This window comes from Paenalicyclobacillus ferrooxydans, from assembly GCF_001399675.1.
In the GTDB taxonomy this organism is placed as follows: Bacteria; Bacillota; Bacilli; order Alicyclobacillales; family Alicyclobacillaceae; genus Alicyclobacillus_B; species Alicyclobacillus_B ferrooxydans.
Genome location: NZ_LJCO01000008.1, coordinates 173139 through 196860, shown reverse-complemented (window position 1 = coordinate 196860; position 23722 = coordinate 173139). Strand labels below are relative to the sequence as shown.

At 53.1% G+C, this 23722-nt stretch carries 21 protein-coding genes; 8 read left to right on the top strand and 13 right to left on the bottom strand.

Features of this window, described 5'->3' with window-relative positions; translation table 11 throughout:
* Positions 1–60: 60 nt before the first annotated feature.
* From ytxJ to aroA, 4 genes are all read right to left on the bottom strand, one after another.
* Positions 61–402, bottom strand: a complete 342-nt coding sequence (gene ytxJ, locus AN477_RS01015) for a bacillithiol system redox-active protein YtxJ (protein ID WP_054967526.1) — start codon at positions 400–402, stop codon at positions 61–63.
* 226 nt (positions 403–628) lie between these two features.
* On the bottom strand, positions 629–1387 hold the full coding sequence (locus AN477_RS01010) for a LamB/YcsF family protein (RefSeq protein ID WP_054967319.1): 759 nt from the start codon (positions 1385–1387) through the stop codon (positions 629–631).
* Positions 1387–3294: a 5-oxoprolinase subunit PxpB gene (pxpB, locus tag AN477_RS25350; protein WP_281176298.1), complete on the bottom strand. Its 1908-nt coding sequence runs from the start codon at positions 3292–3294 to the stop codon at positions 1387–1389. The genes AN477_RS01010 and pxpB overlap by 1 nt, the downstream gene beginning before the upstream one ends.
* Positions 3291–4835, bottom strand: coding sequence for a 3-phosphoshikimate 1-carboxyvinyltransferase (gene aroA / locus AN477_RS01000; RefSeq protein ID WP_054967317.1), 1545 nt, complete (start codon positions 4833–4835; stop codon positions 3291–3293). The genes pxpB and aroA overlap by 4 nt, the downstream gene beginning before the upstream one ends.
* 469 nt (positions 4836–5304) lie before the next feature.
* On the opposite strand from aroA, the gene AN477_RS00995 reads away from it, so the two are divergent.
* The 3 genes from AN477_RS00995 to AN477_RS00985 all read left to right on the top strand — a co-directional run bounded on the left by AN477_RS00995 (position 5305) and on the right by AN477_RS00985 (position 6692).
* Positions 5305–5850, top strand: a complete 546-nt coding sequence (locus tag AN477_RS00995) for a hypothetical protein (RefSeq protein ID WP_211265931.1) — start codon at positions 5305–5307, stop codon at positions 5848–5850.
* A 79-nt stretch (positions 5851–5929) separates the two neighbouring features.
* Positions 5930–6343, top strand: coding sequence for a universal stress protein (locus AN477_RS00990; RefSeq protein ID WP_054967315.1), 414 nt, complete (start codon positions 5930–5932; stop codon positions 6341–6343).
* A gap of 67 nt (positions 6344–6410) precedes the next feature.
* Positions 6411–6692, top strand: a complete 282-nt coding sequence (locus tag AN477_RS00985) for a HesB/YadR/YfhF family protein (protein ID WP_054967525.1) — start codon at positions 6411–6413, stop codon at positions 6690–6692.
* A gap of 104 nt (positions 6693–6796) precedes the next feature.
* Here the strand turns inward: AN477_RS00985 and AN477_RS00980 are convergent, their stop codons facing one another.
* The 4 genes from AN477_RS00980 to AN477_RS00965 all read right to left on the bottom strand — a co-directional run bounded on the left by AN477_RS00980 (position 6797) and on the right by AN477_RS00965 (position 12412).
* Positions 6797–7909, bottom strand: coding sequence for a TIGR04053 family radical SAM/SPASM domain-containing protein (locus AN477_RS00980; protein WP_054967314.1), 1113 nt, complete (start codon positions 7907–7909; stop codon positions 6797–6799).
* Between the two features lie 124 nt (positions 7910–8033).
* Positions 8034–9554 carry a succinyl-CoA:acetate CoA-transferase ScpC gene (gene scpC / locus AN477_RS00975; RefSeq protein ID WP_054967313.1) on the bottom strand — a complete coding sequence of 507 codons (1521 nt, stop codon included), beginning with the start codon at positions 9552–9554 and terminating at the stop codon, positions 8034–8036.
* Positions 9555–9791: 237 nt separating this feature from the next.
* Positions 9792–10655: a 2-oxoacid:ferredoxin oxidoreductase subunit beta gene (locus tag AN477_RS00970; RefSeq protein ID WP_054967312.1), complete on the bottom strand. Its 864-nt coding sequence runs from the start codon at positions 10653–10655 to the stop codon at positions 9792–9794.
* Positions 10655–12412 carry a 2-oxoacid:acceptor oxidoreductase subunit alpha gene (locus AN477_RS00965; protein WP_157061744.1) on the bottom strand — a complete coding sequence of 586 codons (1758 nt, stop codon included), beginning with the start codon at positions 12410–12412 and terminating at the stop codon, positions 10655–10657. Before AN477_RS00965 ends, AN477_RS00970 begins: the two co-directional genes overlap by 1 nt.
* Before the next feature lie 477 nt (positions 12413–12889).
* On the opposite strand from AN477_RS00965, the gene AN477_RS00960 reads away from it, so the two are divergent.
* From AN477_RS00960 to AN477_RS24110, 3 genes are all read left to right on the top strand, one after another.
* On the top strand, positions 12890–13099 hold the full coding sequence (locus AN477_RS00960) for a hypothetical protein (protein ID WP_054967310.1): 210 nt from the start codon (positions 12890–12892) through the stop codon (positions 13097–13099).
* A gap of 28 nt (positions 13100–13127) precedes the next feature.
* Positions 13128–14876: an ABC1 kinase family protein gene (locus tag AN477_RS00955; protein ID WP_054967309.1), complete on the top strand. Its 1749-nt coding sequence runs from the start codon at positions 13128–13130 to the stop codon at positions 14874–14876.
* A 215-nt stretch (positions 14877–15091) separates the two neighbouring features.
* On the top strand, positions 15092–15508 hold the full coding sequence (locus AN477_RS24110) for a hypothetical protein (protein ID WP_157061743.1): 417 nt from the start codon (positions 15092–15094) through the stop codon (positions 15506–15508).
* A gap of 84 nt (positions 15509–15592) precedes the next feature.
* On the opposite strand, the gene AN477_RS00950 is transcribed toward AN477_RS24110, so the two are convergent.
* The 5 genes from AN477_RS00950 to AN477_RS00930 all read right to left on the bottom strand — a co-directional run bounded on the left by AN477_RS00950 (position 15593) and on the right by AN477_RS00930 (position 20685).
* Positions 15593–16798, bottom strand: a complete 1206-nt coding sequence (locus tag AN477_RS00950; RefSeq protein WP_157061742.1) for an MFS transporter — start codon at positions 16796–16798, stop codon at positions 15593–15595.
* A 27-nt stretch (positions 16799–16825) separates the two neighbouring features.
* On the bottom strand, positions 16826–17251 hold the full coding sequence (locus tag AN477_RS00945; RefSeq protein ID WP_169787826.1) for a MarR family winged helix-turn-helix transcriptional regulator: 426 nt from the start codon (positions 17249–17251) through the stop codon (positions 16826–16828).
* Positions 17252–17512: 261 nt separating this feature from the next.
* Positions 17513–18262, bottom strand: a complete 750-nt coding sequence (locus AN477_RS00940; protein WP_245631666.1) for a gamma-glutamyl-gamma-aminobutyrate hydrolase family protein — start codon at positions 18260–18262, stop codon at positions 17513–17515.
* A 195-nt stretch (positions 18263–18457) separates the two neighbouring features.
* Positions 18458–19852 (bottom strand): sensor histidine kinase, encoded by a 1395-nt coding sequence (locus AN477_RS00935; RefSeq protein WP_054967306.1) that lies wholly within the window; start codon positions 19850–19852, stop codon positions 18458–18460.
* A gap of 110 nt (positions 19853–19962) precedes the next feature.
* Entirely contained in the window at positions 19963–20685 is a 723-nt protein-coding gene (locus tag AN477_RS00930) for a response regulator transcription factor (protein WP_281176297.1), read from the bottom strand.
* 217 nt (positions 20686–20902) lie between these two features.
* Between AN477_RS00930 and asnB the strand changes: the two genes are divergently transcribed.
* Complete coding sequence (asnB, locus tag AN477_RS00925; protein ID WP_054967305.1) at positions 20903–22930, top strand: asparagine synthase (glutamine-hydrolyzing); 2028 nt, start codon at positions 20903–20905, stop codon at positions 22928–22930.
* A gap of 18 nt (positions 22931–22948) precedes the next feature.
* Positions 22949–23611: a DUF421 domain-containing protein gene (locus AN477_RS00920; RefSeq protein ID WP_054967304.1), complete on the top strand. Its 663-nt coding sequence runs from the start codon at positions 22949–22951 to the stop codon at positions 23609–23611.
* The last annotated feature ends 111 nt before the right edge of the window (positions 23612–23722 follow it).

Below are 23722 nucleotides of genomic sequence, written 5' to 3'. Positions count from 1 at the left end.
CCCCGAAATAGATCTGATCACTGGTCTCGAAACATAGAATCTCTTGTCGCGATCCGTCGATCAGCCGAGCGCCTTCGCCAGTGATTTTTCCGTTATATCCCAGTGTGTAGCTTGCCAAGCTACTTCTCCGTTCTGGAGCAAAATTGCTTGCGGAGACTGGTGTCGAACATGTAAATCTTCGGCGATAGCATTCGACACGGTTCGAGACTCAATCACCTTGACCATCACGTAGTCCGCTTTGCCCGTCTCATCGTTGTTCACGAAGGTTTGCACCGCTCTCCATGCTGCAGCGCTGATGGGACAGGTTGTACTATGTTTCATAATCAGAACCTTTTGTCCGCCGTTATCTGTGTGCAGTGCTTGCCATTCCTCAACGGTTTTCAACTCACGAATTGTAGCCATATTTTCTTCCTCCTGCAGGATATCTTCGGTCTTTGACCGATCTTGCGATGCTGACTTAGAAGTATACTCCTCTTTTTGACGATCCGTAACGACTGACTCCGTAGACCGGCAGACATGAATCCCATCCACTGCCACCCGTTCCACACAGGGCGCGATCCGCTGCTACACTGCACCACCCTCAGTCTCCTCCGGTGCTACACCACAGCACCCTCAGTGCCGTTCAATGTCACCCCGCCAGACATTGAATCCCCTCTGCCGTCAGTGTTTGACGCAGCATTTGTGCGAGTTCCATTGCATGTGCGCCGTCTCCGTGGAGACAGACCGTGTCTGCAACAATTTGAATCTCTCCGCCCCCCACTGTTCGCACTGTCTGCTCCTTCACCATTTTGAGCACTTGTGTCACTGCTTCTGAGACATCTGTAATCAAGGCTCCCGCCTGGTCTCGAGGTGTCAAACTCCCATCCGGCTGATAGGTTCTATCAGCAAACACTTCACTCGCCGTGGTAAGACCGGCCGCTTTCCCTGCTTCAATCAGTTGACTCCCGGATAGACCGAACAACACCAAATTTCTATCGACATCTTGAACGGCCCTCGCAATGGCATCTGCGACGGTTCTGTCTTTGGCAGCCATATTGTACAGTGCTCCGTGCGGCTTAACGTGGTGCAATACCGCGCCTTCTGCCAAAGCAAATCCGAGCAACGCTCCAATCTGGTAGACCACCATATCGTGTACCTCATCTGCGGATACCGACATCGTGCGCCGCCCAAAGCCGACAAGGTCGGGTAATCCAGGATGCACACCAATTGCCACCCCATTTTCCACACAAATGGCAACTGTCCTTTTCATGACACTCGGGTCTCCTCCGTGGAATCCACAGGCGATGTTCGCTGAAGTTACATACTGTAGGACTTGTTGATCATTGCCAAGATGATAGTGCCCAAAGCTTTCTCCTAAATCGCAATTGAGATCGATCCGATAACTCATCACAACCTGCCCCCCATCAGCCTCACCGCAGTTTTAACTTGTTTCGCAACCTCTTGCTGCTCCCGAAGTAACTTTTGTGCCGTTTCTGCATCGATCCAGTGAAACCTTACTTGATGACCCGGTCGTAATTGTGCCAGAAGGGGTCTATCCACGGTCGCGACCACCCCGATCCGTGGATATCCTCCGGTTGTTTGTCGCTCTGCCATCAAAATGACAGGCTGGCCGCTTGGCGGTACCTGAACTGTGCCAAATGATACAGCGCTCGACCAAAGGTGTCTGCTGTGCGTTCGGGATATCGGCGTCCCTGCCAGCCGATATCCCATCCGATTCGAATCCTGGGATATCTGATAGGGTCTGTCCGTGAAGTCTACGAGGTCACCTTCGGAAAACCAGTCCGCTTCGGGCCCTTTGATGACTCGCACGGTTACGACGCGGCTGTCATCTGCCGAAGTTCCGTGGTCTGTGAAACGACTCCCTCCAGCCACGGAAAACGCTTCGGCACTGTGTGAAGTCCATCTGGTCTGCCACGAGGTCCATCTCACTTGCCACCTAGACACCCAGGCATGCGTACTGGTTTGTTGCATGGACACCGTCCTTAGTTTCGATTCCACGTTCGCAATCCAAGCAGGGGAGCCACTTTGAAGAAGGTCACCTGCGCGAAGAGGACGCCCTTCATACCCTCCGAGTTTCCCGTGAACATGCGTGCTTCGGCTCCCGAGCACATTTGGCACCTGAATGCCGCCTGCAACCGCCAAGTACGTTCGCGCGCCCTGTTTCGCTCGGCCAAACGAGAGCACAGCTCCCTTCGCAACCCGGATCAAACGATTTGTCGGCAGGTAGATGCCGTCCACCTTGGCCTCCATGTCCGCTCCGCAAAGTGCAATCCAACTCTCCGTGTTGAATTCGAGGACAGGGCCAATCCAGGTCATCTCCAAGACAGCAGCGTCCTCGTCGTTGCCCAGAATGGTGTTGGCCATGGCGGCACTCATTGGATCCATTGCTCCACCTGGACTGACGCCAAGGTGTTCATAGCCGTACCGCCCTTGATCTTGGACCGTCGTCAGCAGACCAGGCTTGATGACTTCAATCGTAGACGGGCTAGCTGGGGGATTTTGCGAGCACTCCGATGGACCCTCCACACGCACATCACCACTACCATCTCGCGGGCCCGCCGATGGACCCTCCACACGCACATCACGACTGCCCTCCGGACTTTCCATCACCTTGAGATTCAGGTATTCAGCATCGCTGATGGGTCGAAACCGAACCTCGTCGCCAGACTGTAGGACGCTCGGCTGAGCAGCCAGCGGATCGAACAAACGTATCGGAGTCCGGCCAATCAGCTGCCAGCCGCCGGGGCTGTCATTCGGGTATACACCGGTTTGTGCACCTGCCACGCCAACCGATCCAGCCGGGATATTCACCCTCGGCGTTGAACGCCTTGGCATCGCGATCCGCTCGTCCATCCCCCCAAGGTACGGGAACCCCGGTGCAAAGCCAATCATGTAGACCGTGTACCGTTGCGAGCTGTGGATGGAGATGACCTCATCTTCCGTCAACGATGCATAATCCGCCACCTCAGCCAAGTCAGGACCGTATTCTCCCCCGTAGCACACAGGGATCTCCACGGTTCTCGCTGCTTCCTGCACATACGGGGTCAGACCGTTGACTTCCCTGCGCAGGTATTCCGTCATATGCAGCTGATGAGCGGTCATCGGATCGTAAAAGACTGTGACACTGGTGTAGCCTGGCACAACCGTCACAATGCCGTGAGACCCCCGCAAGTGATGGAACCGACGGTACGCAGCCTGCACCAAGGGATACGCTTCGCTGATGTCGCGATCTGCAAATTCGATGACCACCGCACTGTCCCCGAGCGTGTGGAACCGTGGTTCGTTTGGATTCAGGACGAGGGCCTCCTCTCGACAACCTCAACACCTACGCCGATGTTTTGAATACGCGAGAAAAAGTCGGGACAGGTTTTCGATACGCAGCCTGGATCCTCCAACTCGATCCCTGGAATCACAGCCCCAATGAGCGCCATCGACATGGCCACCCGGTGGTCATCGAAGGTTGCAAGACGAGCCGGACTGACTAAACCGGGCGTTACCGTGAAGCCGTCCTCCATTTCCGTCATTTGAACTCCCAGCCGTTCCAGACAAGCGTGCAGCGCGGCGATCCGATCAGACTCATGCTTTCGGATGTGCCCGACATCCGTCACCGTCACCGGCCCGTCTGCGAACACGGCGAGGGCGCCGACAGTCAGTGCTTGATCGCTGAACTCATGCAGACTCACAGAAAATCCGCCACGCAGTTGCTGAGGACCATGCACCTCGGTCCACCCTGCCCCGCGCACAACGCGGGCACCCATGCGTTCCAGAACATCAAGCAAAGCAATGTCCGGTTGAGTCGTACGCGCGTCCAGATTCACAACGCGAATCCTTCCCCTGGTGAGTGCCGCCAGCGCAAAAAAGTAGCCTGCTGTGGATGCGTCCGCTTCAAGGGTGACTGTTTCTGGTCTGTAGCGCTGCGGAGAGACCCTAAAGCCGATTCCTCTCTCATCCGCTACACGATCGACTTCAACACCAAACTCCCTCATCAGGCTGAGGGTTAAGTCGATGTAAGCGGGTTGGACCAGGTCGTTTTCAATGCGGATCGTCAGCGGAGACTGTGCAAGCGGCGCAGCCATCAATAGTCCGCTCAGGTACTGGCTCGAGACATTTCCTGGCACTTGAACCTCGCTTCCGTGAAATCCACGAGCGTTTAGCACAAACGGATAGTAGCCATCGCTGCCGAGATACTGAATGTCTGTCCCAAGTGCCCGGAGTGCATCAACCAGCGGGCCAACCGGCCTCTTTGACATCTGCTCGCTTGCGCGAAGAGTATAAGTACCAGTCCCAGCCGCAAGTGCAGGCGGTAAAAAGCGGGACAGTGTACCAGACGATCCGGTAAACACAGCTGCCTCTTGGTTGGCCCAGCGCCCCCCACATCCCCCGACTGTCACGGTTGTCCCGTTCACGCCAATCTGGATGCCGAGTGATTCGAGTGCCCCAATGCACCAATGAGAGTCGTCGCAGTGCAGGACACCGTGGACGACAGAAACCCTGCCGCTGTCTGCAACACTTCTGTCTGCAACACTTCTGTCTGCAACACTTCTGTCTGCAACACTGCTATCTGCAACACTGCTATCTGCAACACTGCTATCTGCAACACTTCTATCTGCAACATCGGGATTGGCATTCTCAAAAGGTGTCGTATCGGTAGACGCCAGTACTGTTGGATCGGAAAGGGCCGCGAGAATCAGAGCTCTGTTGGTCAGACTCTTGCTGCCAGAGATCTCGACGTCGCCTTGGAGAGGGTACGCTGATGGATGAAGGCGCACAGCTTTTGCTTTGAGGAACGGGTCTGACTCAATCTTCTGATTTGCATGCGGGTGAATGTCAGTCAAGCCGCGGGCTCCTTTCATAAATGGGTTGTTAAGGCCATACGCCACTGTTCTTTGGGCTCATCATACTACAGGTCACTCGCTGCGTCGAAGCCCTAGGGACGTTTTCCAATGCCGCGTTTCTTGAAGTTGTTTCTGCAAGCCTTTTATACACAGCCCCCGATCACGTTTCCAATCTTACCTTCTGGTTAGAAAGAACCGCCCGTCGCGTTGACAGCAAGTTCTAATATAAAAGAAACGGCAGTGTCTAATATCAAAGAAACGGGAGGGATCAAAGCTGACCAACGACGAACGTTCTATCACAACACATTATGAATCGAGCGCCGGACTCGAGGAGTCATTTCTAGACTTTTTACAAGGGCTTTGCCCCCGCTACGAAGTTCAGGATATCCTCTTTCCCTCCGCAACCCTTATTTTTATTTTGGAGTCCCCACATGTCCAAGAATTGCAGTTTGGGGCCCCGGTATCAGGTTTGTCTGGTGCCACCATGACGCGTCATCTGTTTGGCGCAGACTACGCCAAGTTTCCACTTGGGCGGCTGGTGAAAGAGAGCCCTCGTGAATCAGCTGATGCATCCGCTCGTGAATTCACGGATGAATCCATCGGACCCCAGTTGAATCGTATCGGCCTGATTAATGTGTGTAACGTGCCCCTCCAGAGCAGTGCGTACCAAAACCAATCCCTAGTTCAAACGCATCAAGTTTGGTTTGACGCCATGTCTGCCGTACGCACGGACAACCAAAGAGACCGTGCCAGCAACCCGTATTGTCAAGCAGTGCAGTCCATACTCGTTTCCTCACTCCGTGACAAACTCGAAAGCTTGAAGGACCGGCCGTGCACTATTGTCCCCTGCGGTCGCTTTGCACAAAAGTTTTTCCGTCTCACGGGACAGGAAAGTTCAAACTGGAATGTCATTCACGATGTGCCGCACCCCTCCTACAACTCTTGGGACAGGCCTAGGTATCAAAGTGTGATCGATGCGGTCAGCAGTGCACTAAGTTCGGCAGATGGTCCGTGACTTATCTATAAATCCCCCAATCGGACGATGCATCTCCTCGAGCGATACTTGAAAATAGAGTCAAGACGGGGGTGTTCACATGGAGAGAATTGTCGTAGCAGTGGACGGCTCAGAAACCCGAAAGCTTGTCAGCATGGTAAACACGTTAATGGACCGTTTTGAGGAAGCCGAGCTCATTGCCATCTACGTGAGCCCAGCAGAAACCCTTCGCTTCGGAAACGTGCCGGAACACTATGAACAAGCACTGGTGGAACGACTGAGAGAACATGTTACACACACCTTGTGGCATCGCTTAGGCAATCGAGTACAGTTTTATAACGAGCGCGGGCACCCGGTGCATACAATATGTCGAGCTGCGGTCAAGCTCGGGGCAAATTTAATTGTGATTGGGAGCCATACTCAAGGTGCTGTTGATAGAATGTTGCTAGGCAGCACCAGCCAAGGAGTTGTGCATCGATCTGAAATTCCGGTGTTGGTTGTAAAAGAATCGTAGTGGTCACTATAACAAAGACATGGTTGGAAAAACGCTCTTGACGACCCGTAACGAGGAGTGAATCATGGTGCGAATTGAATGTGACAGTAAAGCGCTGCAGTGGTTTAAATCAGAACTAGGTGTAAACAGTGGGGACGCCATTCGTTTTTTCGTTAAGTACGGGGGCGAAAGCGTTGTACAACCTGGATTTTCTCTCGGCATCAGCCTCGAGCCGCCGAAGAATGTCGTCGCTGCTGCCGAAATCGACGGCATTACCCTGTTTGTCAGAGATGAAGATGCTTGGTATTTTGACGGAAAGAATCTCTCGATTACCCAGGTTGCAGATGACGTCGAGTACATGGTCGTCTAATTACAGAAACCGTTCAGTTCTTTTACTGGCTTATCGAGATATGAGTTAGGGCCCCGTCGTCTTGACGGGGCCCTAAGTATTGCAGAATCATGGCACTCTGATTGTTAGTCTCCCGATGCCCGCAGAGCCTGTGGGACATATGCGCAACTGGGATCACTCTCGAGATAATCGCCTGTCAGTGCATACGCACGCGCTCTTGAACCACCGCAGACGTTTCTGAACTCGCAAACCCCGCACTTTCCTTTTAACTGATTGGTGTCGCGAAGGGCCTTGAACAATGGCGACTCCCGATATAAATCTGCCAGTGCCTGCTCCCTGACATTCCCTGCTGCAACAGGGAGAAAACCGCTTGGGTAGACTTCCCCCGTATGCGAGATAAACACGAAGCCATTACCATCGTTCACGCCGCGTCCAGACCGCAGCGGATCCTTACCGATACTGAATCCTCTGTTGGCCGGAGCCGCACCGGTTTCTTTGGCGCGATGCTCAATCACGATCCGACGGTAGTGCGGAGCTGCTGTCGTCTTGACGTCAAAGGTGCTGTTCTTGGCACGTTCATACAGCCAATTCATCACAGCTTCGTGTTCCTCAGCCGTAACCATATCCTTTGTCCTTGCACGGCCCGTTGGGACCAGGAAGAAGACGCTCCACAGCACAGCCCCGTAAGACTCCACCACGCGGGCGATTTGCTCAAGGTCACCCAAGTTGTATCGGGTAACGGTGGTATTGATTTGGATGGGGATGCCTTGCTCCACCAGAATCTCTAATGCAGCCATCGTTCTGTCAAAAGAACCTTTGGTTCCGCGAAACTTATCGTGAATCTCGGCACGCGATCCATCGAGACTAAACGCCCATCGTTCGAGCCCAGCAGATTTCGCTGCGATAATCGCCTCTCGTGTCACCTTTGGCGTAGCACTTGGCGTAATGGAGACCTGCAGGCCGAGACTTCGACCGTACTGAATGAACTCGAAAAGGTCAGGACGTTCGAGCGGATCGCCGCCGGTAAAGACCAACAGTGGGTGGTCCATTTCTGCGACAGATCGAATCAACGCTCGACCTTCCTCTGTACTGAGCTCCCGCGGATCGCGATGTCGCTGTGCCTCTGCGCGACAGTGCAGACAATGCAACTGACAGGCACGGGTCACTTCCCAGATAACAATAAACGGGTTCTGTTGAAAGTCCCTTGCAACAAACCGCTCTGATGGTTGATTTATCATGGTTAACGCCTCCGACAATCTTCAAGACTTCATATGAATGAGTATCTTTATGATTACTGTCTTCAGCGTACACGTGACGAGCGGTATGTGCTGTGACATTCATCACCTCTGTCGTGTTTTCGCCCTATCTCTGCCCGGCAAGTTGGGGCCGGCGGACCTGCATCGTTCCAGTCTCGCGGTACCGTTCATGCCAGGAGAGTGCCTCTTCAAGGATGTGCGGTGTCTGGCCGCCTCTCTGTTCCGCACGTTCTACGTAGTCGATCATCGCGTCACGGTAGTCCGGGTGCACACACTTCTCAATCACTAGGCGCGAACGTTCGCGTGGTGCCAATCCTCGAAGGTCAGCGAGTCCTTGCTCTGTGACCAGGATGTCTACGTCATGCTCGGTGTGATCCACATGCGAGACCATCGGCACAATAGAGGAGATTCTTCCGCCTTTGGCCGTCGATTTCGTCACGAACACAGATAAGAGCGCGTTTCTGGCAAAGTCCCCCGAACCGCCAATGCCGTTCATGATGTGCGTTCCGCCGACGTGCGTTGAGTTCACATTGCCGTAAATATCGGCTTCGAGCGCCGTGTTCATCGCAATGATTCCGAGACGACGAATGAGTTCAGGATGATTCGAGATCTCCTGTGGACGGAGAATGATTTTGTCTTTGTATTCATGCAATCGACGCATCACATCTGATGCATGTTCCGGCGTGACCGTGATCGCGCAACCGGATGCGAAGCGAAGCACCCCACTGTCAAGGAGCTCAAACACTGAGTCCTGCAAAACCTCGGAGTACATCGTCAAATCTCGGAAACTGGCGTGCTTTAGTCCGCTGAGAACAGCGTTTGATACCGCACCGACGCCCGATTGCAGAGGATACAGTTCCGGTGGCATTTGCCCCGTCTTCACCTGATACTCAAAGAAATCAAGCAGATGCTCAGCAATCCGGTCTGTCTCTTCGTCCCCCGGAACCATATCGACAAAGTGGTCGACCCTGTCTGTCAGGACGATACCGACAATCTTGTCCGGATCAACAGGAATGAACGTGGTGCCGATCCGCTGATCGACCTCTTGCAAGGGCAGCGGCTCACGGTGCGGACGAGCCCCTGGCAAGTAGATGTCGTGCATCCCTTCAAGAAGTGCAGATTGCCTCGTATTCAACTCAACAATGACCTTATCTGCCATAAGGGCAAATGTCGGTGAGTTGCCGACCGACGTCGATGGAATAATGCCGCCCTCTTCCGTGATTGCCACGGCCTCAATAATGGCTACGTCTAGTCTTCCTAACTGACCGGCCCTGATCATCTCTACGGTTAAACTCAAGTGCTGGTCGGTATACATCACTTCACCGCGGTTGATGGCGTCCCGCAGCAACCTGTCTGACTGGTAAGGCAAACGGCGCGTGACGATCCCGGCTTCGGCCAGTACCCTGTCGACCTCTTCAGCTACAGATGCACCTGTCCACAGTTGAATGTGCATCGGGGTACCAAGGCGTTTGCTTCGCTCGGCAAGCGCCATCGGAACCGCCTTTGCATCCCCTGCCCTAGTGAATCCGCTAATGCCGACGATCATTCCATCTTTGATGAACCCGGCAGCATCATCAGCTGACATAATACGTTCTTGGAGTTTTGGCATTCGGATGCGTGCTTCCATATCTGATTCCTCCCCGATTACTCCTAGCTCGTGTGTCTGCCTGATGCGCTTCGGGTCTGTATTTTGTACTCGGGCCTGATCTTCGCACTGCAGACATCTTTATCTATTTTAGTTTGCGCCTCTTGCATGAAGGGCGCTGAGAGATAACTCACAAACGGAAACAACATTTGGTGACTTCGTCGAACTTCTCTACACTTCAGCGAAGTTCTCTAGACTCATCAGCGAAGTTCTCTAGACTCAATGGAAAGCAGCGAGAATGCGGTCGTACTCTTCCTGCTTTAGGCCGCGCTCCATGCTCACGAGGGACTCAGACGGGTAACCGTAGACGGTGTCTTCGTAAGCCGTCTGTGCTGGGTCCTCGTAGACTACCCCGACCACAAGGTTGTTAGCCTCACTTACTCGGCGCATCGCCTCAAATCGATCCGCATTGTTGTAACCTTCGTCTTCATCGAGGTTTACGAGGCCCGTCTTGTAGAACTCATACGTGTTGACCTTGTTGAATGTCACGCACGGGCTGAACACGTTGACAAACGAGAATCCGCGATGGCGGATGGCCTTTTCAATCAACGTCGCAAGATGCTTTGTGTCACCAGAGAATCCCTGAGCGATAAAACCACAACGCTCCGAGAGGGCGAGTTGCAGCGGCTCAATCGGTTTCTCCACGGTTCCGTGCGGCGAGGTCTTCGTTGTCGATCCGATGTCACTCGTCGGTGATGCCTGCCCTGTGGTCAGGCCATAAATATGGTTATCCATCACGATGTATGTGATGTCCACATTCCGGCGCATCGCGTGGATGAAGTGTCCCATGCCGATGCCAAACCCATCCCCGTCACCGCCAGCCGCCATGACCGTCAAGTTCTTGTTGGCCAGTTTTACCGCCTGAGCAGTCGGTAATGACCTGCCGTGCAGAGAGTGCAATCCATAGCCGCCAAAGTGCTGCGACATTTTACCTGAACAGCCGATACCGGAGATGACCGCCACGTTCTCGGGCTCGAGTCCAAGCGACACTGCGGCACGCTGCATCGCATTTAAGACGCCAAAATCGCCGCAGCCTGGACACCAAGTAGGTTTTTCTGCTTTAAAATCCTTCATCGTAGACATTACTGCAGCACCCCCATCGGGAAGACTTGACCCGCGCGCTCGAGCACCTCGTGAAGATAGAGCGGATCGCCATTGTATTTCAGTCCGTTAAACAGGATGTCGTGGTAACCTGCTTCACGCCGAATGACATTGGCGAGTTGTCCTTGCTGATTCAATTCAACGACAAGTGCACGCTCCACCCCGCCCATAGCTGCTGCAAAATCCTCTTTGGGGAACGGAGCAACCCGTGAGAAGTGGATGTGTTTGACCTGCAGTCCACTCTGTGCGAGCTTTTGGCGTGCTTCTTCCAGCAGGCCATAGGTGCTGCCAAAACCGACAAGGGCGAACGGTGCATCTTTGATACCGTCCACAGTGACACCACTCTGGTGGGTAAAGTGCTGCAATTTCCGCATCCGCTTGTCAGCTTGTGCCTGGCGGATGTAGGTCTCTTCGACTTCAAGCCCAATGCCGTTATGCTCGTTGCCAAGTGCGACGTATCTCCCGTTTTTCTGCCCTGGCAGGCTGCGTGGGGAGACTCCGTCTTTCACGGTTTCGTCGTAACGAACAAATGCACCAGGTTCGAGCGCCAACAGAGCCTCGTCAGAGATCCGCTTGCCTGTGTCGGCCATTACTTTGTCGGCTGGAAACCGATCAATCGTTTGCGACGACATGCCCATGTACAAATCGGTCAGAACAATCACCGGCATTTGATACTTCTCTGCCAGGCTGAAAGCATCCGCCGTATAGAGGAAACACTCTTCGACAGTCCGAGGCGTCAAGACAATGCGCTGAATTTCCCCGTGTGTCCCGTACAGAGCTTCGTTTAAGTCGCTCTGTTCCGTCTTTGTCGGCAGACCTGTCGACGGCCCGCTGCGCTGCACATCCACAATGACCAACGGCGTCTCCGACATGCCTGCGAGACCGAGTGCTTCCATCATCAGTGAAAAACCAGGTCCTGAAGTCGATGTCATGGCTGGCACGCCGGAGAAGTTCGCCCCGATGGCCATGTTCACGGCAGCAATCTCATCTTCTGCCTGTACTACAATTCCGCCGTGCTTCGGCATCTCGTTGATAAGCCAGTACATGATCTCCGTCGCCGGCGTAATTGGATAGGCCGCAAGGAAGCGGCACCCGCCAGCCAGTGCTCCAAAACCTGCAGCTTGGTTGCCCGAGACGTAAAAATGCCGTTCGTCGGAAGGTACCACGCTCGGTTTAGGCATCGGAATGTGTGCCTTGTAATGCTCCTCGTAATACACATAGCCTTGCCGCACCGCTTCAAGGTTCGACTGGACGACTTTGGCGCCTTTCTTGCCAAACTTGTCTTCAATCACTGGGTGAAATAACTCTGGGTCCATATTGTGAATTGCCGCCGTAACCCCGATGGACACCATGTTTTTCATGATGGCACCACCTGCTTGTTTCGCGATCTCGGTGAGTGGCACCTGACAGAGGTTCACATCGCGATCGCCAGGCAGTTTTGCTTCGAATGCCGCACCGTCGTATATGACAACAGCACCGTCGGCGAGTTCCTGCCAGTTCTCATCAATGGTCGTCTGGTCAAAGGCAATCAGCACGTGTACCAGGTCTCCATGATGTCGAATCTGTTCATCAGCCACACGGATTTTGTAGTTTGTGTGGCCACCTTTGATGAGGGACATAAAGTGGCGGTACGTGAAGACGTAGTAACCCATTCGATGCAATGCGATGGCATAGATATCGCCTGTGCTGTCGATGCCTTCGCCCTGTTTGCCACCGATCTTCCAACCGCAGTCCTGCATGCGAAACCCTCCTCGAAACAGATGATAATCTGCGACAGACAGAGACATAAGCTCCAGACCAACCATTTCGATAGTGCTTACCTGCTAGACATACTAGTCAACATGGATGGCCAAGCTCTGTAAACGTTTTCTCTGTCCGCCTTAATACTCTGAATTCTAACATACTTTTGAAGATGCAACACAAAACAGTGCCTATTTTTTGATGAGAACAGTCTTAAATGTGGTTTTAAAGTTTCCCGAATGTGTGTATGAATACTGAATTTATAAGCATGTTCCTGTTTTATAACAGCGTTTCAATTCGATCGATACAGGCGAGAGTATCCGTGACAAACAGCCGACAATCGTCCACTTTATCAACGTGATCCCGTGGCCACCTGCGGTCGACTCAACGCTGTCTGATTGACCAGTACCTCCTAACGCTGTATCGTTGAACTATCAGTTATACGACATTTTGAGACTGTGAAGGGTGTGGTAGGCATGTTTTGGTTCCGACGCAGGTATTGCCCAGTACCAGCTCCATTGCGCCTGTTATTGTTGCTCTTTGGAATTAAATTCGTCGCAAAAAGCCGTCTGTCTGATGAAGACCGTGACGCGTACCGCGATAAGGCTCGGCGCTTCCGCACCAAGTTCCGGGAAGCCTTGGCTGTTTGGGACGAGGAGCCGGAAGATACCAAATCGGCTGAATAACCGCCTGCTGTAGATAGGAGATCTCGCTGTGTGGCGACAAATCACTCGGTCTTTACAGATTTTCCTCTTGGCGCTGTCGTTCTTGCGGGATTACCGCACAATCAAGCGACTGCGTAAAAAGCTGTCCGGTTCCATGCTCGAAGAAGCAGAAGCCCGCGTCTACGCCCGCTCAGGCGCGCGTGTTCGGCGGGCTGCTTTACGTCTGCAAGGGCTCATTGTCAAGGTTGGGCAGTTTCTCAGTGCGCGAGCAGATGTGTTGCCGCTCGCATTTACACGGGAGCTGACACAGTTGCAAGATGCTGTTCCAGGGGTTGCGTTCCGCAGGATACAGTCCGCCGTGGAATCGGAACTCGGTGCAAAGCTCGAGACGGTATTTTCTTCGTTCCGAGAAGAGCCGATTGCCGCTGCGTCGCTCGGACAGGTTCATGAGGCAGTGCTTCGAGACGGACAAGCTGTAGCTGTTAAAGTGCTGCGCCCCGGCATCGAGAGACTCGCAGAGATTGACCTTCGGGCCCTCCACCGAGTGGTGCAAGTCCTCTATCGTTTCACAAAGACAGGCAAGCGGCTCAGGGTCAATGAGATTTACGCAGAGTTTCGAAAAAATGTGCTCGAGGAACTTGACTACCGAACGGAAGCGGATCATCTAAAACGCTTCACAAAACAGTTCAGGGACAGACCAAACATCGTGGTTCCTCGCGTATATGAAGAGTTTGTTTCTCGCCGTGTGCTCGTCATGGAGTTTATGCGAGGTATCAAAATCACCGATCTCGAGGCGATGAAAACGGCAAATATTGACCCGCGGGGTGTCGTGAACATACTGGTCGATGCCTACCTGGAACAATTGCTGGCACACGGGTTTGTCCATCTCGATCCGCACCCCGGGAATCTCTTCGTCCTTTCCGATGGCAGACTTTGCTTCCTCGACTTTGGGATGATGGCGGATCTGCCTGCGTCTGAAGTTTCTTCCTTTGCACGGCTGGTTCGAGCTGCACTCCTGCGCGATCTCGATACGGTCGTCGAGTGCATGGACGAACTCGGCTTTTTGCAAGCCCATGCGGACCGTCGCTTTCTGAGACGAGCCCTCGGTGTCATCCTCGATCGGATCACGGGAATCCAGTTGCAGAAGGGCCCTGAACTCGATAGGTTTGTTGATGATTTCCAAAACTTCCTGCACGATGAACCTTTGGTTTTGCAGGCTAAGTTTATGTTCCTTGGCCGCACCATCGGAATGGTTGCAGGCGTAGCAACATCGCTCCACCCCAACATCAAGTGGATGAATATCCTCGAGACGCGGGCATTACCGATGCTGAATCGCCTGCTGGACGATCCGAACAGCCAGGGTCAAAGTGCATGGAAAAAGTCGGCTACCGACCTGATTCGTCGTTTTCTTGGCGACAAGGCCGCCATTGCAGCGGATGTGATTCTCACACAGGCGTCCGAGACGGCATCAGCCTCCATCCGTTTGCCACAGTCGCTCGAACGCGTTCTTAAACAGGCTGAGCAAGGTGATCTCAGCATTCGACTCGACCTTCAGGAAGCACTCTTCAGAATTGAACGCCAGGAGAAGCTTTTAGTCCGCAGCGTTTGGGTACTCTGCACCTGTGTGAGTGGTGTTGCAGGCCTGTACTTGCAAGCAAAGACCGCCTATACAGAAGCAGACGTAGCATTCGTTGCTACTGGGTTGTTTGGTGTGCTCACCGTCTTCAACCTGTTGAACTTGGCTCGAGTGCGAAGGGAGCGGCGGCGTGGTCCAGGCCGCAACCATCGCCGGGGGTAACCATAGTTTTCGCGAGCCATCATCGCCGGGATAACATACATCGTTTAATGGGAGCCATCGCAGGGTGACATCGCATCGGCGATGAGCCGTAAGTATGCTCTACGGTAACCGCGGTCCGTTCGCGACGATCCCATGATTTGGTTGGGAGGCTTCCCTCACTGATAAAGAGCCCAGGAGTGAAGACTCCTGGGCTCACCTAATCCGTTTATGGGTTTTTGGGGCGGGCGATAGCGGAACTGAGTTCCTCTAAAATACCCAAGGGCGCAGGCCGTCATCCAATAGCGGAACTGAGTTCCTCTAAAACACCCGGGGTCTCAGGCCGTCATCCAATAGCGGAACTGAGTTCCTCTAAAACACCCGGGGTCTCAGGCCGTCATCCAATAGCGGAACTGAGTTCCTCTAAAACACCCAAGGGCGCCGCTCGTCATCCGATAGCGGAACTGAGTTCCTCTAAAATACCAGGGGTCGCCGTTCGCCCCGCCGTAGCGGAACTGAGTTCCTCTAAAACACTCGGGGGCGCAGGCCGTCATCCAATAGCGGAACTGAGTTCCTCTAAAATACCCAAGGGCGCCGCCCGCCAACCAATAGCGGAACTGAGTTCCTTTAGACGATCCGGAAGTCGGGCCGGATAGACGATCCGGATGTCGCCCCCCTCGCCCCCCGCGCACGGCCCACCGGTCGCCACCGCCTGCCCATTCCGCACCTTACACTCTCCATCAAATCGCGCGCAAGTATTTGCGGCCGCTGAGCAGCACGAGTACCGCCAACCCCAGCGCCACCGCCCCGACATAGTACGGGACATGCGGGCTGTAGGCCGCAGCAAGCTTGCCAGCTACCCAAGGCGCAATCGCACCGCCAAAGAAGCGGATAAAGCTGTACGCGGCAGACGCGACTGGCCGTTCGAACGGTGATACTTCCATGACTGCCGTCGTAATCAAGGTGTTGTTGACACCAAGAAATGCCCCGGCCACAATGACCATGACAATCACGACTATCTCAGAAGACAAACCCAGCCCGATAAACAAGAGATCAAGTCCAATACACACAAGTACGCCCATCAATGTAGCCAGAGTCCCAAAACGTTCTTGTAGTCTCGGCGCTACAAATACCGAGGTGAGCGCAAGCAACACACCCCACCCAAAGAAGATGAAGCCGAGTCCGTGAACACCCACCTTGAAATTCGCCAACACGTAAGGCGTGTATGCCAAAAGGGTAAAGAAGCCGAAGTTGTAGAGCAGCGCGGTTAAACCAAGGCGAAACAATCCGCCATGTCCGAGAGCGCGGAACGGATCGGCAATCGAACTGCGCCGTTTCGGACGTTCCAGCCCCCGCAACCACGTGGAAATTGCAATAAAGCCAATCGACATCAATACAGCTACGCCATAAAATGGTCCGCGCCAACTGATGCCCCCGAGTAACCCTCCGAGCAACGGACCGACTGAAATCCCAAGGCCCAGTGCTGCTTCGTACAGAATGATGGCGCCTTCCGTTCCACCTTTGGCCACATTGACAATGACCGCTAGTGCGGTGGCGATAAAGAGGGCGTTGCCAAGTCCCCATCCTGCACGGAACCAGATGATCTGCCCTACATTGGCTGCATGACCGCCGAGAGCGGAAAAAACGACAATCAAAAAGAGGCCTGTTAACAAGGTTGCTTTGTACCCGATATTGGATGATACGACACCTGTGATCAGCATGGCTATACCAGTCACCAACAGATAACTGGTAAACAACAGCTCAACTGTTGCGGGCAACGCGTGCAGTTGAGTTGCAATGGCAGGCAAAATCGGATCGACCAAGCCAAGCCCCATAAATGCAACCACACACGCAAACGCAACAGCCCAAACCGCCATCGGCTGGTGCCAAATATTCACGTGCTCGTGCTGATGTTCCCCCGTTGTAACTTGTTCACTCATAGACATGTGTCCTCTCTCACACCACCTTGGTCATTATCTGGATTTCTCTACTCCCAGCATCTTTCGGCAGATGTTCTCCATCTGCATCATCTCTTCGTCGGTCAGACGTCCAAAGTACCGCCCCATCACGGCGCTGCGCGTCTCCGAGATGTTCTGAAGCACCTGACGGCCGTGATCCGTCTGAACGAGTAGAATCACACGCCGATCCGTTGTGGATCGCTTTCGCTCGATGACGCCTGCGCGCACCATCCGGTCAGCAAGCGCAGTCACCGCTCCAAGTGAGATCCCGAGTTCCGCAGCCAGATCGGACATCTTCATAGGTCCTTGGTTGGCCAGCAATTCAAGCAGTTCTACCTGGGGTCCGACAACCGGGATGCGAAGCGCCTCGCTCACTTCCCGTGACATTTTCCGGACCACGTGCAGGAATAAAAGTACCCCGTCTTTGTCTACCCCGCTCACCTCCACGGCCTGCAAACAATGCCAGGGAACAACGTTCCTCCCCGGCTCAAACACGTATATTACCATATCCGACATATATATATATGTCAATATTTTGATATATAAAATATATTGAGAAAGAGAGGTCCTTCCTGGCTGGCAAAGTCGCAGGAAGGACCACGGTGAGTACCCTTTTGAATGTAATTGTTTCGGAATGTCTGTTACGGTGCGGGCAGGTGTCTTTATCGTTTCGCGGGTGTGACTATCCTTTGGCGGGTGTGTTTATCCCTTCGTTGCTGCCTCGACGAGGCCTTGGAACAGTCCCAGATAATAAGGCGTCGTTCGCCACAGGTTTTCGGGATGCCACTGCACCCCAACGACAAAGTCTGCATCCACGTGTTCGACTGCTTCAATTAAGCCGTCCGGATCCCATCCGACCGGACGAAGAGAAGGAGCACACTCCTTGATGGCCTGATGGTGGTATGAGTTGCAGTACACCTCATCTTGTTTGCCGAGAAGGGTAAACAGTTTGCTGTCCCGTTCGATGCGGATTGTATGGCTCAGGTGATCACGACGGGACTTTTGCGCGTGCTGAATGGTGCTTGCCCACTGGCTCGGGAGGTCTTGATAGAGCGTCCCGCCGAGTACCGCATTGAGAATTTGAATCCCACGGCAGATGGCCAAAATCGGTTTCCCTTGCTCCATCATGACTTCAATCAAGGCTTTTTCTAGCTCATCGCGCTCAGGCGTCACACTGCCAAGACCACGCCTCGGCTGTTCGCCAAACAACAAGGGATTGATGTCTTCTCCTCCGGACAACAAAAGGCCATCGAGATGAGCTGCGAGACTGTCTACGCTGCTTTTGTCTTCGTAAAACGGGATGACCACAGGGATCCCGCCTGCAGTTTCAACCCCGTGTACATAGTCGTCACTGACATTCACGCCAAGTAAATTCGGTGCTGCAACATCCATTTTGCGGTTATTACGATTACCCGAAATCCCGATCAACGGTTTTCTGATTTGCACAGTCACGGTATTCACCTCATTTGGACAGACAAGTCTTTCCGTCTCAGAATGTCTAATAAAAGATGCAGGCAAGCCAAATAAGTCAGACGGATCATCCATTCTATCCTATGTAAACAAAAAAGGAACGTCAATAACCCACGCCCCTACGCCATGTCCGCTGCGCCCTACGCCATATCCGCTACGCCCGCTGCGCCCTACGCCCTACTCCTGTGTCTTTCCTGGCCGTTCCCGTACACGCGGCAAGCGTACCGTAAACGTGGTTCCTTGCGCGAGGGTGCTGTGAACACCGATGGTCCCACCGTACAGATCGATGAGTTCCTTGACAATTGCCAAACCAAGTCCTGTCCCACCGCCTTTGCGATCTCGGGACTTCTCTACACGATAAAACCGCTCAAAAATATGTGGGAGCGCATCTTCCGGGATCCCTGCACCGGTATCTTCAAATTCGAGTTGCACCACGCGGCCATCCACAGAAGTTCGAACATTAACTTCCTGCCCCTGCGGCGTGTATTTGAGGGCGTTGTCGAGCAGGTTTGTGCAGAGTCTTCTGAAATGCGAAGGAGCCATCGCGACCTCCGCTCCTCCAAGAAAGGACTGAATGGTCCGCTCTGGATAAAGCGGCGCGAGCGTTTCAATCGTCTCTGCGATGACTTCATCAACATCCACAACATGCGGCTCATCGTTGACTGAAGCCTCCATCCCGGCAAGGGTCAGGAGGTCATCGGCGAGCGTACGTAATCTTCTCGACTCGTTTTCAATCACAAGAAGCCCTTGCTCAAGCACATTGGGATCCGATTTCCCCCACCGTTTGAGCAGATTTGCGTAACCTTGGATAATGGTCAGCGGTGTCCGGATTTCATGCGACGCGTCAGCCACGAATTGGCTCTGCTGTTCGAAGGAGCGCTCAATCCGTCCCAGCATGCGGTTAAATGCCTGCGATAAAGCTGCCACCTCGTCCCTTCGGCGGGGCAGTGGCACCCGTTCATGCAACCGGTTTGCCTCGATGCGTCCCACCGTGATCATCATCCGCTTCAGTGGGCGCGTGGCTGCTGCCGAAATGACGTATCCGCCGAGGGCTGTCAACAGGACGGCACCAAACGATCCAATCACCAGCACTGTAACAAGCAACCTCATGTAGTCTTTTTCCGAAGCGGTGTCCGAAAGGAGTTCTACGTACCCAATAATCCGGGCAGAGTCGTCATCAACAATGGGAGTTACGGAGTACATGATGGAAGCGCCGTGCACAGTCAGATGCCCCTGTTGCACGCCTGACTCCACATCCACAGGCGGTGCAACGGTTTTCAGTAAATTGGCCCCCGTTCGTCCACGAACTTTGCCATCTGGACCAAGGACGTAGATCTCCTGCCCTTCGCGCAGAAAACGGTCCAACCAACGATAATCCGACCCGGTACGCAGGCTTCCCCCGTCGGTCAGTACACGTTCCACATAATCCGCCGCGGACACCGAAGTGTTATTCATGTTGCCCATTTGAAGGTTCGCCAGATGGGTCTGTAATGTAAAGTAAATGAACACATCCAGAATACAGAGTACGACCATCATGACAACAGCTGTAAACGATGCGATTTTTAATTTCATTCCATCCCACCTAGTCTGGCCTTTACAGTCTGTTTGGTCATGCCAGTCAACGGACTTGCGGCTGGCTGTTTGGTCGTGCCATCTAACTGACTTTCCACAGCTTAATCCTGTCAAACTTTAAAAATGTAACCGACTCCACGTACGGTTTGAATTAGTTGTGTGCGAAACGGGACATCAATTTTGGCCCGCAGATAACGGACATAAACATCGACCACATTGGTCTCACCGACGAAATCATATCCCCAGACCAATTCAAGGATTTGCTGTCTTGTTAATACGTGATTCGCGTGCATCATGAAGGTCTCTAACAGGTCAAATTCCCGCGCCGTCAACTGAATCGATTCCTCGCCGCGGAAAACCTCTCTCGTAGCCTTGTCCAAAGTCAGGCCGCCAAGTTGCATTTGTTCCGCTTTTGACTTGGGGACGTTGCGACGAATTAGAGCCCGTACGCGAGCAAGGAGCTCTTCAATCGCAAACGGCTTGACGACGTAATCGTCCGCCCCGCTGTCGAGACCTGCAACCCGGTCCGGAACTGTATTCCTCGCCGTCAACATGATAATCGGCACGTCACTTTGCGTCCGAATCCGTCTGCAAATCTCCATACCATTGATACCAGGCAGCATAATATCCAGGATAATCAAGTTCCACTCCTGATTTCGTGCTTCCTCTAATGCGCTGCGTCCATCATGACAAGCGACGACCTCATAGCCTTCATGTTCCAGTTCGAGTTTTAAAAAGCCGGCAATATCCAATTCATCCTCGACAATGAGAATTCGGTACTGCTCATCCGTACTTCGATACAGTTCGTCCATCATCTCACCTCGCAATCGCATCATACACCGATGTCTTCTCCTAAAGTAGAGCAGCAAGTCTTTGAGTGGGTGTTTCTCACCAAATTCTCATGATGTGGTCATGCAATCTTAAAGAACGCATTGTTTTGCTCTCATCTGGGTATCTTACAATCGTTTGGCAACCATTGCCACAGTTAAGAGTTAAAGAGATTCCTGCTCCGAACGTGATGCCTTTTGCCCAGGGAAAGAGGTTGAAATTATGTGTGGAATCGCTGGCATCGTCCCACGGTCCAACTCAGGTTTGCTTTACACGGAAGACTTGAAAGCAATGCTGACGGAGTTGGAGCACCGAGGTCCGGACGCCACTTATCATTTTATTAATCCGAACGTCGCACTCGGAATGACACGACTTGCAATTGTCGGCGGCGATAACGGTGTTCAACCAATTTGGAATGAAACGCACACCTGTGCTGTTGTCTGTAATGGTGAGATATACAATTATCATGCTCTAAAAGAAACCTTGACCTTCCACGGTCACGAATTCCAGACGGACTCCGATGTCGAGGTCATCATTCACCTGTATGAAGAATATGGTGAGCAGTTCCTCTCACACTTGGAGGGTATCTTTGCGCTGTCCATCTGGGATGCTGAACGGCAGCGCATGCTGATCGCGCGCGATCGCATTGGCGTGAAGCCCTTGTACTACATCAACACTGACGATGCCTTCGCCTTTGCTTCCGAGCTAAGAGCGCTGCTCCCTTTTGCGCCTGGTCAGCTGAACGTATCCGCACTCGCATCCTATCACGAATTACGGTTTGCACCTGCCCCGTACACATTGGTCGAGCGCATTGAAAAATTGCCGCCCGCCCATTACGCCGTCATTCATGGACGTCAATTGCGTGTGCAAGGGTACTGGAAACCGACGCTAATGACATCGATTGATGTTGATTCATCCGTCAACCCCGCTCGGCAAGCGAGTGATTCCAGTCCGACCGCCCCCGTCGTTTCTCATCTCACAACAGACGTTGAAAAGCAACAGCATGTGCGTGGGCTGATTGAAGATGCAGTTAACGCACAACGGGCCGACGGAGTAAAGTCGAGCGTACTGTTAAGCGGAGGCCTCGATTCAACGCTCCTCGTCGCGTTGCAAACGAAACTGTTTGGGACGGCGCCGAATACCATTACAGTCAGTTTTAAGCCCCCCGCCTCCGCAAATCAATACGTATCGACCGAATACGACGAACACAGCTATGCGCGTCAGGTCGCTGACCTGTTCGGCTGTGAGCACCGTGCAGAAGAGTTCGACGCAAATGAAACCTGGGATCTACTTCCCCAGATTGTTTCCGATCTCGATGAACCCATCGCCGATCCGACTGCACTGCCGCTCTGGTTTGCAAGCCGGCTGGCGCATCAATCTGGACACCGCGTCATGTTCAGCGGTGAAGGAATGGACGAGCTGTTTGCTGGGTACAGTCTGTACCGGCAAACGTACTGGCTGAGAGCACTAAATGCGTTCCCGAAAAACTTCAGACAGGGGTTGTACGAATTCCTGAAAGACGCTCGCTGGCCGGGTACGAACCTTGTCGAGCACTCCATCAAGCCCGTCACAGAGTGGTACCGGAGTATTGGTGAACTGTTCGATACGGATGAAATAAACCGCCTGTTTGCACAGGAACTCCGAGACGCAGCCAAGACCGCGCCAAGGCACTGGAGTGCAAGCACCATCACAAGATTCCTTCATCTGAGCGATCACGCTCGTACGAATATCGATCCGCTGCAGCAGATGTTACTGTTTGACTGCGTACACTGGCTGCCGGAGAACACGCTGACGAAGTCAGACAAAATATCAATGGCGCACTCAGTAGAGTTGCGTGTGCCATTCTTAAATGAACGATTGTTTGAATACGCACTGAGCTTGCCGGCAAAATATAAGATGCGCAGAGGTGTACACAAGTTCATCATCCGGAAAGCATTTCAGGATGTGATTCCGTACGATGTGCTTCACCGTCCCAAAGCAGGCTTCCCTGTTCCCATTACAGCATGGGTGTATGGCGAATGGCATGATCAGATTCGCGATCTTCTGCTGTCTCCAGACGCCGTAACCAAAGATATGTACCAGCGGCAGATGGTTGAATCCCTGCTCTCGAGCTCTCCTGATGCTCAGCGTCGGTCCGCAAGACTTTTATGGAGTTTGGTCACGATGGAACTCTGGTTGAAGTCTGTCGTGGAGAGAGATCTCTATGTACGGGGGGTTTCGACTGAAGAGTCGTCCGTTGAGATCGTCTGATACAACGAGGTGTCGTCTTTGAGTGTCATTATCAAGTGCGTTGTATTGTTTGTTTGCAGTTTGGTGTTTGTTAGACTTTCAGGCAAGAAATCACTCTCGCAAATGACCATTGCGACAACAGTCGTGATGATCTCGGTCGGTGCAGTAATGGTAGGCCCGCTGGTGGATAAGGGGCTTGGGAAAACCGTTGCTGCACTCGGCCTTTATGTTGGTCTGTTGTGGGTCTTTGAATGGTTTGAACTGCGGTCGAAGTTCCTGACAAAACTCATGACTCCGCCGCCAACCGTTGTGATCGAAAACGGTGTACCTTACGGAGACCGTCTAAAGAAACTACATATGACATTTGGGCAGCTCAACACGCGGCTCCGCAAAGCCGGGATCGAAAAGTTGTCCGACATTGAAATCGCAGTTATTGAGTCAAACGGGGAACTGAGTTACGAACTCATCCCTGAGGCACGCCCGTTAACCGTTAGAGACCTCCATCGGATACTGATGGAGTTTGGATTGGAAAAGGAATCTCAAACATCACTGCCCGGCTCTTTTACTCTTTCCAGTGAACCCAGAGGTCTGGAACCATCCGATATCGAAACGGACGCCGGTAGCAGAACCGGTACCAGGAATACAACCAACGACAACCTGAACAAGAAGAAGCTCTCCCCTTTGTTCGAAGATCTGCGATAGGATTGGACCCCGGAATCGACTTCCTTGGTCTTCTGCCCCTTCTTTTGTTTCCGGTCTTCCTTCTCCCTTTCTCTGCGCCCCTACTTCTGCGTCCCTACTTCTGCGTCCCTA